Here is an 11,583-nt window from a genome sequence, read left to right on the forward strand (position 1 = left end):
ATCTTTTTGCGTTATCTTCTGCACCGTGACGCTTCAGTTTTTTCTTCATCAGATATAATTGTGTAATAAATACTCACACTCTTTATCCGGACGTATCGGACGCTTCCCAATAAAAGTCAAAACTGTAAAAGACGGGTGAATAATACTCACGCCAACCGTAACGCCTCACGGCACAGCGCTTGTCTCGTTGGAGTCATCTTATGAAGTTGCCCTTTAAGCCACATCTGCTCGTCCTTCTGTGCAGTGCCGGGCTGTTTGCCGCCTCAGGCGTCATGTTTGTCAAAGGCCGCGCCACGGATCCCGCTGCGCCGGCTCCCGTCGCACAACAACCGGCTGCACCTGCGCCTGCCGCAGCCCAGCCCGCCCCTGTTGTCGCGCCAGCCTATACTGCCGCGCAAATCGATCAATGGGTTGCTCCCATCGCGCTCTACCCGGATGCCCTGCTGTCGCAAATTTTAATGGCGTCGACCTATCCGGCCAACGTGATCCAGGCGGCTCAGTGGTCCAAAGACAACCCTAAAATGGAAGGGGACGCCGCGATTCAGGCCGTTGCCAGCCAGCCCTGGGATCCCAGCGTAAAATCGCTGGTCGCGTTTCCTCAGCTTATGTCCCTGATGGGTGAAAACCCGCCGTGGGTGCAAAATCTGGGTGATGCGTTTCTCGCGCAGCCGAAGGACGTGATGGATTCCGTTCAGCGCCTGCGCGCGCTGGCGCAGAAGACCGGCGCTTTACAATCCACGCCCCAGCAGACCGTCACCACCGTGACCAAACCGGCGCCAGCGAAAACCAGCGCCACCGAGACAACGACAGCCACGACGTCCGCCCCCGCTCCAACGGTAATCAAAATTGAATCTGCCGATCCGCAGGTTGTTTACGTCCCTACCTATAACCCCAATACGGTTTACGGGACCTGGCCAAATACCGCCTATCCGCCTACCTATCTTCCGCCGACACCCGGGGAGCAGTTTGGCAACAGCTTCGTAAACGGTTTAGGCTTCAGCCTGGGCGTCGCCACAACCTATGCCATCTTCAGCAGCATCGACTGGGATGATGACGATGACTGGGATCATCACCATGGCGACTGGGATAATCACGGCGGCTATAACCGCAACGGTGATAACAACATCAATATCAACGTTGAGAACTTTAATAAAATCAGCGGACAGCGCCTGACGGACGCCAACCGCACCTGGCAGCACAACCCGGCCTATCGGGAAGGCGTGCCCTACCCGACTAACCAGCTCAACACTCGCTTCCACTCCACCAACGCGGCAACAGGGCTCAGCTCAGCGCAGCAAAAACCGGTTAACCGCGATAGCCAGCGCCAGGCAGCGCTGAGCCAGATGGAGAAATCTACGGGCAAAACCTTCCCCCAAACGGCGCGCACCGGAACGAAAGACGCGCAGCGTCAGGCCTCAGGCGAACAGCTGAAGCAGATTTCGCAGCGCAATAACTACCGCGGCTACGACACCAAACCGCAGACGGCGAAGCGTAGCACAGCGCAGCAGCGAGAAAACCGCCAGACCACCGCGCAGAGACAAGAGAAGCGGGCTTCGCAGCCCGCGCAGCAACGCTCTCTCCAGCAGCGAAGCAGCCAGCCGCGGGCCAATGCGCTGAGCGGTAACGACAGCCGCTCCGCGAACTGGCAGGCGCAGCAGCAGCGCGGCGCGCAAAGCAGACAGCTTGCTGCTCGCCAGCAGCAGCCGCGTCAGGCGTCTGGTGGACGTGCTGAACGCCGTGAAATTCGACATCGCTAAGGGAATCGACATGAAACGTAAACTACTCAGCGGAATGGTGTTATTCATGCTTTCGGCCTCGGTGATGGCGCAGCAGTCCTTTAGCACGCCCGCTCAGGCAACCGATGCGCTGGCCAAAGCCATCAGTGAGCAAAATGAGAGCGCGATGACCAACCTGCTCGGAGAGAACTGGCGCGATTTTCTGCCCCCTGAGGGCGTTGATCCGGATGCTGTCGATCGCTTCCTGCGCGACTGGAACGTCCGTCACAACACGGTTGTCGAAGGGGATACGGCGCATCTGGTTGTCGGAGACAGCGGCTGGCAGCTACCCATCCCGGTGATCAAAACCTCTGCCGGCTGGCAGTTCGACATCAAAGAAGGGGCTGAGGAGATCCTGACCCGCGAAATCGGGCGTAACGAGCTCGCCGCCATTGAAGCCTTACATGCCTATGTTGATGCGCAGCAAAGCTATTTTGCGATGAACCAGAAATACGCGCAGAAGATTGTCAGCTCGAAAGGGAAAAAAGACGGTTTGTACTGGCCAGCCTCGCCTGGCGAAGCGCCCAGCCCGCTCGGCCCGGCATTTAGTCCGAAAGAGCCGGGTACCGGCTATCACGGCTATCGTTTCCGCATTCTGCCGGACAATCACGGTTTCGCGATGGTTGCCTGGCCGGTCAGCTATGGCCAGACGGGCGTCATGAGCTTTGTGATAAATCAGGACGACAAGGTGTACCAGTCCGATCTCGGCAGCGATTCAGAGCAGAAAGCCCGGGCGCTAGCCGCCTATGGCCCTGATAAAACCTGGCAGCCGGTGGCGCCCTAAACGCCGCGCATAAAAAAAGCGGCCATTGGCCGCTTTTTTTTATCTGAAGAAACTTATTTCTTCTTCGCTTTCGCGTTTGGCAGGTCGGTGATGCTGCCTTCAAACACTTCTGCCGCCAGACCCACGGACTCGTGCAGAGTCGGGTGAGCGTGGATGGTCAGCGCGATGTCTTCAGCGTCACAGCCCATTTCGATAGCCAGACCGATTTCACCCAGCAGCTCGCCGCCGTTGGTACCGACAATCGCACCACCGATCACGCGGTGAGTCTCTTTGTCGAAGATCAGTTTGGTCATACCGTCAGCGCAGTCGGAAGCGATAGCACGGCCAGAAGCAGCCCACGGGAAGGTGGCGGTTTCGTAGCTGATGCCTTTCTCTTTCGCTTCTTTCTCGGTCAGACCCACCCATGCCACTTCTGGCTCGGTGTACGCGATAGATGGAATGACTTTCGGATCGAAGTAGTGCTTCATGCCGGCGATAACTTCAGCGGCAACGTGACCTTCGTGAACACCTTTGTGCGCCAGCATTGGCTGACCGACGATATCGCCGATAGCAAAGATGTGCGGCACGTTAGTGCGCAGCTGCTTGTCAACGCGGATAAAGCCACGGTCGTCCACTTCCACGCCAGCTTTGCCCGCGTCGAGGTTTTTACCGTTCGGCACACGGCCGATAGCCACCAGCACGGCGTCGTAACGCTGTGGTTCGGATGGGGCTTTTTTGCCTTCCATGGAAACGTAAATACCGTCTTCTTTCGCTTCAACGGCAGTCACTTTGGTTTCCAGCATCAGGTTGAATTTCTTGCTGATGCGTTTGGTGAAGACTTTAACGATGTCTTTGTCGGCAGCCGGGATAACCTGGTCGAACATTTCAACCACGTCGATCTCTGAACCCAGAGCATGGTACACGGTACCCATTTCCAGACCGATGATACCGCCGCCCATGACCAGCAGACGCTTAGGAACGGTTTTCAGCTCCAGAGCATCGGTGGAATCCCACACGCGTGGATCTTCATGCGGAATGAATGGCAGTTCGATTGGGCGAGAGCCTGCCGCGATGATCGCGTTGTCGAAGTTGATCACGGTTTTGCCGTTTTCGCCTTCCACTTCCAGGGTGTTCGCACCGGTGAATTTACCCAGACCGTTTACCACTTTCACTTTACGGCCTTTGGCCATACCCGCCAGACCGCCGGTCAGCTGAGTGATAACTTTCTCTTTCCAGGTACGAATTTTGTCGATATCGGTTTTCGGCTCGCCGAAGACGATACCGTGTTCAGCCAGCGCTTTGGCTTCTTCGATAACTTTCGCTACGTGCAGCAGCGCTTTAGAAGGGATACAGCCGACGTTCAGACAAACACCGCCGAGGGTGCTGTAACGTTCTACGATGACGGTTTCCAGACCTAAATCCGCTGCACGGAATGCTGCGGAGTAACCTGCCGGGCCTGCCCCAAGTACTACGACCTGAGTTTTGATTTCTGTGCTCATCATGACCTCTTAATTTATACCCGTCGTCCACCGGGTCGTTCTATCCGCCCGCAGTTTACAAAATTGTTAACAATTTTGAAACAACAAACGGCTCACGAATTTTCGCTTTCGCCAATAACCTCACAAACACCATGAGATTATCAGAAAAAAGCCGGCCGACTGGCCGGCTTTTCGATTACATCACCAGGCGGCGAATGTCGCTCAGGGTGTTGTTGATGATGGTGATGAAGCGCGCACCATCAGCACCGTCGATCACGCGGTGGTCGAAGGACAGAGAGATTGGCATCATCAGACGCGGCACGAACTCTTTGCCGTTCCACACCGGCTCCATCGCGGACTTGGACACACCGAGGATAGCCACTTCCGGCGCGTTAACAATCGGTGCGAAGTGGGTGGTACCCAGGCCGCCGATGCTGGAGATAGTGAAGCAGCCACCCTGCATTTCGCCGGCAGTCAGCTTACCATCACGCGCTTTCTTGGAGATCACGGTCAGTTCACGGGACAGCTCAGTGATGCTCTTCTTGTTCACGTCTTTGAAGACCGGAACAACCAGACCATTTGGCGTATCAACCGCAACACCGATGTTGATGTATTTCTTCAGCGTCAGCTTCTGGCCGTCTTCGGACAGGGAGCTGTTGAAGCGTGGCATCTGCTCAAGGGCAGCGGCAACGGCTTTCATGATGAAGACCACTGGGGTGAATTTCACGTCCAGTTTGCGCTTCTCAGCTTCAGCGTTCTGCTGTTTACGGAACGCTTCCAGATCGGTGATATCGGTTTTGTCGAAGTGCGTAACGTGCGGGATCATTACCCAGTTACGGCTCAGGTTCGCACCAGAGATTTTCTGGATGCGGCCCAGCTCCACTTCTTCGATTTCGCCGAACTTGCTGAAGTCCACTTTCGGCCATGGCAGCATGCCCGGGATACCGCCACCGGCGGCTGCAGCTGGTGCAGCTTCGGCGCGTTTCACCGCGTCTTTCACGTAGGTCTGAACGTCTTCACGCAGGATACGACCCTTACGGCCGGTCCCTTTCACTTTCGCCAGGTTCACACCGAATTCGCGCGCCAGGCGACGAATCAGCGGGGTAGCGTGGACGTAAGCGTCGTTTTCAGCGAACTCAGATTTTTCTGCTTTAGCAGCAGGGGCAGCGGCTGGTTTAGCAGCCTGAGCCGGTGCAGCAGCAGGTGCTGGAGCAGCCGCGGCAGCCGGAGCTGCGGCAGGAGCAGCGCCTTCCACTTCGAAGACCATGATCAGAGAGCCGGTAGACACTTTGTCGCCGGTGCTGATTTTGATCTCTTTAACGGTACCCGCGAACGGCGCAGGGACTTCCATAGAAGCCTTGTCGCCTTCAACGGTGATCAGTGACTGTTCAGCGGCAACTTTGTCGCCCACTTTCACCATCACTTCGGTGACTTCAACTTCGTCACCGCCGATGTCCGGTACGTTAACGTCTTTCGCGCCGCCAGCAGCTGCTGGTGCAGCAGCCGGAGCCGGAGCAGCGGCCTGCGCAGGCGCGGCAGCAGGTGCAGCACCCGCCACTTCGAAGATCATGATAAGCGACCCGGTAGACACTTTGTCGCCGGTGTTGATCTTGATCTCTTTAACGGTACCGGCAAAAGGAGCTGGCACTTCCATAGAGGCTTTGTCGCCTTCTACGGTGATCAGTGACTGCTCGGCCGCAACGGTGTCGCCCACTTTCACCAGGATTTCAGTGACTTCAACTTCGTCACCGCCGATGTCAGGCACGTTCACTTCTTTCGCGCTCGCGGCAGCTGCTGGAGCAGCGGCGGCCGGAGCGGCTTTCTTCTCTTCCTGCGCAGGTGCAGCAGCTGCTGCACCGTCGGCGGAATCGAAAATCATGATCAGTTTGCCGGTCTCGGTTTTATCGCCAACAGAGACTTTGATCTCTTTAACGATGCCAGCCTGAGGAGACGGGACTTCCATAGAGGCTTTGTCGCCTTCTACGGTGATCAGCGACTGTTCAGCTTCAACTTTGTCGCCTACTTTGACCAGGATCTCGGTGATTTCAACTTCATCAGCCCCGATGTCCGGTACATTGATTTCGATAGCCATTATTCTTTTACCTCTTACGCCAGACGCGGGTTAACTTTTTCTGCATCGATGTTGAATTTGGTGATTGCGTCCGCAACCACTTTCTTATCGATTTCGCCACGTTTAGCCAGTTCGCCCAGTGCTGCTACAACCACGTAAGAAGCATCCACTTCGAAGTGGTGACGCAGGTTTTCGCGGCTGTCAGAACGACCGAAGCCGTCAGTACCCAGAACGCGATAATCATCAGCTGGAACGTAAGTACGAACCTGCTCAGCGAACAGTTTCATATAGTCAGTAGACGCCACAGCTGGCGCGTCGTTCATCACCTGAGCGATGTACGGAACGCGTGGAGTTTCCAGTGGGTGCAGCATGTTCCAGCGCTCACAATCCTGGCCATCACGCGCCAGTTCGGTGAAGGAGGTCACAGAGTACACGTCGGAACCCACGCCGTAGTCTTTCGCCAGGATCTGCGCTGCTTCACGTACGTGACGCAGGATAGAGCCGGAGCCCAGCAGCTGAACTTTACCTTTGCTACCTTCGAGGGTTTCGAGTTTGTAGATACCTTTACGGATACCTTCCTCGGCACCTGCTGGCATTGCCGGCATGTGGTAGTTTTCGTTCAGGGTGGTGATGTAGTAGTAAATGTTCTCTTGCGCTTCACCGTACATGCGCTGCAGACCGTCATGCATGATGACTGCCACTTCGTACGCGTAAGACGGATCGTAAGAGATACAGTTAGGGATAGTCAGAGACTGAATGTGGCTGTGGCCATCTTCGTGCTGCAGACCTTCACCGTTCAGGGTCGTACGACCGGAGGTACCGCCTACCAGGAAGCCGCGAGCCTGCTGGTCGCCTGCCTGCCAGCACAGGTCACCGATACGCTGGAACCCGAACATGGAGTAGTAGATGTAGAACGGGATCATCGGCAGGTTGTTGGTGCTGTAAGAGGTCGCAGCAGCCAGCCAGGATGCGCCTGCGCCCAGCTCGTTGATACCTTCCTGCAGGATCTGACCTTTCTCGTCTTCTTTGTAGTATGCAACCTGCTCACGGTCCTGCGGGGTGTACTGCTGGCCGTTCGGGCTGTAGATACCGATCTGACGGAACAGACCTTCCATACCGAAAGTACGCGCTTCGTCGGCGATGATTGGAACCAGACGATCTTTGATCGACTTGTTCTTCAGCATCACGTTCAGGGCACGAACGAAAGCGATAGTGGTGGAGATCTCTTTGTTCTGCTCTTCCAGCAGCTGAGAGAAGTCTTCCAGCGCTGGCAGTTCCAGCTTCTCGGTGAAGTTTGGCTGACGAGCTGGCAGGTAGCCTTTCAGCGCCTGACGACGTTCGTGCAGGTACTTGTGCTCTTCAGAACCTTCCGGGAAGGTGATGTAAGACAGGTTTTCTACCTGCTCATCGGTCACTGGAACGTTGAAACGGTCGCGGATATAACGCACGCCGTCCATGTTCATTTTCTTAACCTGGTGAGCGATGTTTTTACCTTCTGCGGTATCACCCATGCCGTAACCTTTGATGGTATGGGCCAGGATTACAGTCGCTTTACCTTTGGTTTCACGCGCTTTTTTCAGTGCAGCGTAGACTTTCTTCGGATCGTGACCACCGCGGTTCAGAGCCCAGATCTGCTCATCAGTCCAGTCTGCAACCAGTGCTGCGGTTTCAGGATATTTGCCGAAGAAGTGCTCACGAACGTAGGCACCGTCTTTGGATTTGAAGGTCTGGTAGTCACCGTCAACGGTTTCGTTCATCAGCTGGATCAGTTTACCGCTGGTGTCTTTACGCAGCAGCTCATCCCAACGACCGCCCCACATGACTTTGATCACGTTCCAGCCAGCACCTGCGAAGATGCCTTCCAGTTCGTTGATGATCTTGCCGTTACCGGTTACCGGACCATCCAGACGCTGCAGGTTACAGTTGATGATGAAGCACAGGTTGTCCAGCTTCTCACGGGTTGCGATGGTGATCGCACCTTTGGATTCTGGCTCATCCATTTCGCCGTCGCCCAGGAAGGCGTAAACGGTCTGCTCAGAGGTGTCTTTCAGACCACGGTGTTCCAGGTATTTCAGGAATTTAGCCTGATAGATCGCACCGATTGGGCCCAGACCCATAGATACGGTCGGGAACTGCCAGAATTCAGGCATCAGTTTAGGGTGCGGGTAAGAAGACAGACCTTTACCGTGTACTTCCTGACGGAAGTTGTTCATCTGCTCTTCAGTCAGACGACCTTCCAGGAATGCACGTGCATAGATGCCCGGAGAGATGTGGCCCTGGAAGTACACCAGATCGCCGCCGTCTTTCTCGTTCGCTGCACGGAAGAAGTGGTTGAAGCACACTTCGTAAACGGTCGCAGAAGACTGGAAGGACGCCATGTGGCCACCCAGTTCCAGGTCTTTCTTGGATGCGCGCAGAACGGTCATGATGGCGTTCCAGCGGATTGCAGAACGGATACGACGTTCCAGATCCAGATTGCCCGGGTATTCCGGTTCGTCTTCGACGGCAATCGTGTTTACGTAGTTGCTAGCCCCTGCACCTGAAGCAACTTTCACACCGCCTTTGCGGGCTTCAGAAAGCAGCTGATCAATCAGATACTGAGCGCGCTCAACACCTTCTTCACGGATGACCGATTCGATCGCCTGTAGCCAGTCGCGAGTTTCGATCGGATCCACGTCATTTTGGAGACGTTCTGACATGGGGGTATTCCTTATCTATCTAATACGTTGATTTGTCTGGAACCTGTCCCATTGTATTTTCGCCAGAAAACACAATAAGACAGGTTCTGCGTTTAGTTGCCGCGCTCTAAAAGTACCTGGCGCTTAATCCTTTCGTTGCTGTATGCGGCGTAATGAACGTTCGCGACGCGATTGTTCACGGCTGCGGTCCAGCAAGATTTCCTCAATGAAAGCCAGATGTCGGTGCGACGCTTCGCGCGCCTGCTCCGGTTCCCCGGCCATTATCGCCTCGAATACTCGGGTGCGATGGTTGCTTACCAGTGGGAGCATGTCCCGACGGGCATACAACAATTCAAAATTCTGACGAACGTTCTGGGCCAGCATGGGCTCCATGCAGCGTAGCAGATGGAGGAGCACCACGTTGTGGGCCGCTTCGGTGACGGCAATTTGATACTGGACGACGGCGCTGGACTCGGCGTCTAAATCGCCGGACTGCTGTGCCCGTTCAATGGCCTGATGCAGTTCGCGTATACGCACGCGATCTTCATCAGTGCTGCGAAGGGCGGCGTAATAGGCCGCAATACCTTCAAGCGCGTGACGGGTCTCAAGCAGGTCAAACTGGGATTCTGGGTGGTCAGAGAGAAGTTCTACCAGCGGATCGCTGAAGCTCTGCCACAGGCTGTTTTGCACAAAGGTTCCGCCGCCCTGGCGACGAAGCAGCAAGCCCTTTGCTTCGAGACGTTGAATCGCCTCACGCAGAGAGGGACGTGAAACGTCGAACTGTTTTGCCAGCTCGCGTTCTGGCGGAAGTTTCTCACCCGGGCGCAGAGTCCCTTCGAGGATTAAAAACTCCAGCTGCTGCTCAATCACATCAGATAGTTTTGGTTGGCGAATTTTGCTGTAGGCCATATTCCCTGTCTTACGCCTTTTTGCCCGGAGTCAATTGGTCTTACCAATTTCTATTTCGTATCGCTAAAGTAACAAAGTATTCACCTTCTGTCCATATTGGTTTTGATTGAAATCAGTAAACCCTGCACATTTTAACAACCTTACAGAAATAACGTTTCAGAAATGTAACTTTGCACAAATGAGTTGATTACTCCCAAAGAGGGAGTTTTAACCATAATGAAACGAGGGTTTTTGCAATCTGAAGCGATTCAACAAGGCAAATAATGAAAATTCGCCCACTTATGGAGCATTTCTATTCTATAGGTTGGGTTAGGAAGAATGAGCGGGCCGATTTACAAATGCTTTCTTTTTATTCAAGTCGTCATCACCCCTTCATAAAGCAGGTGCATTCACAGGCGCTTACCACTATTCTTGCGCTTACGGAAGTCATCTCCGCTTTTTTCGGTCTCGTTAACCGTAAAGAAATAAATACAGATATGGATTTTCATAATTACACACGCACAGCGTGAACATAACAACCACACACGAGGTTTCAAATGGAAGCTCAACAGCACAGCGATCAGCTAAAGCGCGGGCTTAAAAACCGCCATATACAGCTCATCGCATTGGGCGGTGCGATTGGTACCGGCCTGTTTCTGGGCAGCGCGTCCGTTATCCAGTCAGCCGGTCCCGGCATTATTTTGGGTTACGCGATTGCAGGTTTCATTGCTTTTCTGATCATGCGCCAGTTAGGGGAAATGGTCGTTGAAGAGCCGGTCGCAGGCTCCTTTAGCCACTTTGCCTATAAATACTGGGGCAGCTTTGCCGGTTTCGCCTCGGGCTGGAACTACTGGGTGCTGTACGTTCTGGTTGCCATGGCTGAGCTTACCGCCGTCGGGAAATACATTCAGTTCTGGTACCCCGAGATCCCAACCTGGGCCTCCGCAGCGGCTTTCTTCGTCATTATTAACGCCATTAACCTGACCAACGTAAAAGTGTTCGGTGAGATGGAGTTCTGGTTCGCTATCATCAAGGTCATTGCCGTTGTGGCGATGATTATCTTTGGCGGCTGGCTGCTGTTCAGCGGCAACGGCGGCCCGCAGGCAACCGTGCGCAACCTCTGGGAACAGGGCGGATTTCTGCCTCACGGCATGACCGGTCTGGTGATGATGATGGCTATCATTATGTTCTCCTTCGGCGGCCTGGAGCTGGTGGGCATCACCGCTGCTGAAGCCGACAACCCGGAGCAGAGCATTCCAAAAGCCACTAACCAGGTTATCTACCGCATACTGATCTTCTATGTGGGCTCGCTGGCCGTGCTGCTCTCACTGCTGCCGTGGACGCGCGTGACCGCCGACACCAGCCCGTTTGTGCTGATCTTCCACGAGCTGGGCGATACCTTTGTAGCAAACGCACTCAACGTGGTTGTTCTGACCGCAGCGCTCTCCGTTTACAACAGCTGCGTATACTGCAACAGCCGCATGCTGTTCGGCCTGGCCCAGCAGGGCAACGCGCCAAAAGCGCTGCTCAACGTCGATAAGCGCGGCGTGCCGGTAAACACGATACTGGTTTCGGCGGTTGTGACCGCGCTGTGCGTGCTCATTAACTACATGGCTCCGGAATCGGCGTTTGGCCTGCTGATGGCGCTGGTGGTCTCTGCCCTGGTTATCAACTGGGCGATGATCAGCCTGGCGCACATGAAGTTCCGCCGCGCCAAGCAGCAGCAGGGTGTCACCACCCGCTTCCCTGCCCTGCTTTACCCGCTGGGCAACTGGGTGTGCCTGGTGTTCATGGCGGCCGTGCTGGTGATCATGCTGATCACCCCGGGTATGGCGATTTCCGTCTACCTGATCCCGGTCTGGATTGCGATCCTTGGCGTGGGCTATCTCTTCAGTCAGAAAAGCCGTAATGCCATGAAAGCACACTAAGC

General features: G+C 55.0%; 8 protein-coding genes. 4 read left to right on the forward strand and 4 right to left on the reverse strand.

Annotated features, from left to right (window positions below; translation table 11 throughout):
- The first annotated feature begins 200 nt into the window (after positions 1–200).
- On the forward strand, positions 201–1,757 hold the full coding sequence (locus tag P346_RS08255; protein ID WP_032660645.1) for a DUF3300 domain-containing protein: 1,557 nt from the start codon (positions 201–203) through the stop codon (positions 1,755–1,757).
- Positions 1,758–1,767: 10 nt separating this feature from the next.
- Entirely contained in the window at positions 1,768–2,559 is a 792-nt protein-coding gene (locus P346_RS08250; RefSeq protein WP_032660984.1) for a DUF2950 family protein, read from the forward strand.
- A gap of 53 nt (positions 2,560–2,612) precedes the next feature.
- Here P346_RS08250 and lpdA read toward each other — a convergent pair whose 3' ends face one another.
- The 4 genes from lpdA to pdhR form a co-directional block, all read right to left on the reverse strand.
- Positions 2,613–4,037 (reverse strand): dihydrolipoyl dehydrogenase, encoded by a 1,425-nt coding sequence (gene lpdA / locus P346_RS08245; protein WP_003856313.1) that lies wholly within the window; start codon positions 4,035–4,037, stop codon positions 2,613–2,615.
- A 175-nt stretch (positions 4,038–4,212) separates the two neighbouring features.
- Positions 4,213–6,108 carry a pyruvate dehydrogenase complex dihydrolipoyllysine-residue acetyltransferase gene (gene aceF, locus P346_RS08240; RefSeq protein WP_032660647.1) on the reverse strand — a complete coding sequence of 632 codons (1,896 nt, stop codon included), beginning with the start codon at positions 6,106–6,108 and terminating at the stop codon, positions 4,213–4,215.
- Between the two features lie 14 nt (positions 6,109–6,122).
- Entirely contained in the window at positions 6,123–8,786 is a 2,664-nt protein-coding gene (aceE, locus tag P346_RS08235; RefSeq protein ID WP_023334524.1) for a pyruvate dehydrogenase (acetyl-transferring), homodimeric type, read from the reverse strand.
- 123 nt (positions 8,787–8,909) lie between these two features.
- Entirely contained in the window at positions 8,910–9,674 is a 765-nt protein-coding gene (pdhR, locus tag P346_RS08230; RefSeq protein WP_008501960.1) for a pyruvate dehydrogenase complex transcriptional repressor PdhR, read from the reverse strand.
- Between the two features lie 263 nt (positions 9,675–9,937).
- On the opposite strand from pdhR, the gene P346_RS0121790 reads away from it, so the two are divergent.
- Both P346_RS0121790 and aroP read left to right on the forward strand, forming a co-directional pair.
- Positions 9,938–10,183: a hypothetical protein gene (locus P346_RS0121790; RefSeq protein ID WP_084492159.1), complete on the forward strand. Its 246-nt coding sequence runs from the start codon at positions 9,938–9,940 to the stop codon at positions 10,181–10,183.
- Between the two features lie 27 nt (positions 10,184–10,210).
- Positions 10,211–11,581, forward strand: coding sequence for an aromatic amino acid transporter AroP (gene aroP / locus P346_RS08225; protein WP_032660649.1), 1,371 nt, complete (start codon positions 10,211–10,213; stop codon positions 11,579–11,581).
- Positions 11,582–11,583: the final 2 nt, after the last annotated feature.

The organism is Enterobacter sp. DC1, assembly GCF_000568075.1.
GTDB classification, from domain to species: Bacteria; Pseudomonadota; Gammaproteobacteria; order Enterobacterales; family Enterobacteriaceae; genus Enterobacter; species Enterobacter asburiae.

Coding starts and splice junctions, on each gene's coding strand:
- P346_RS08250 (WP_032660984.1), top strand. CDS start 1,768: ATGAAACGTAAACTACTCAGCGGAATGGTGTTATTCATGCTTTCGGCC.
- aceE (WP_023334524.1), bottom strand. CDS start 8,786: ATGTCAGAACGTCTCCAAAATGACGTGGATCCGATCGAAACTCGCGAC.
- P346_RS08255 (WP_032660645.1), top strand. CDS start 201: ATGAAGTTGCCCTTTAAGCCACATCTGCTCGTCCTTCTGTGCAGTGCC.
- aceF (WP_032660647.1), bottom strand. CDS start 6,108: ATGGCTATCGAAATCAATGTACCGGACATCGGGGCTGATGAAGTTGAA.
- lpdA (WP_003856313.1), bottom strand. CDS start 4,037: ATGAGCACAGAAATCAAAACTCAGGTCGTAGTACTTGGGGCAGGCCCG.
- aroP (WP_032660649.1), top strand. CDS start 10,211: ATGGAAGCTCAACAGCACAGCGATCAGCTAAAGCGCGGGCTTAAAAAC.
- pdhR (WP_008501960.1), bottom strand. CDS start 9,674: ATGGCCTACAGCAAAATTCGCCAACCAAAACTATCTGATGTGATTGAG.
- P346_RS0121790 (WP_084492159.1), top strand. CDS start 9,938: ATGAAAATTCGCCCACTTATGGAGCATTTCTATTCTATAGGTTGGGTT.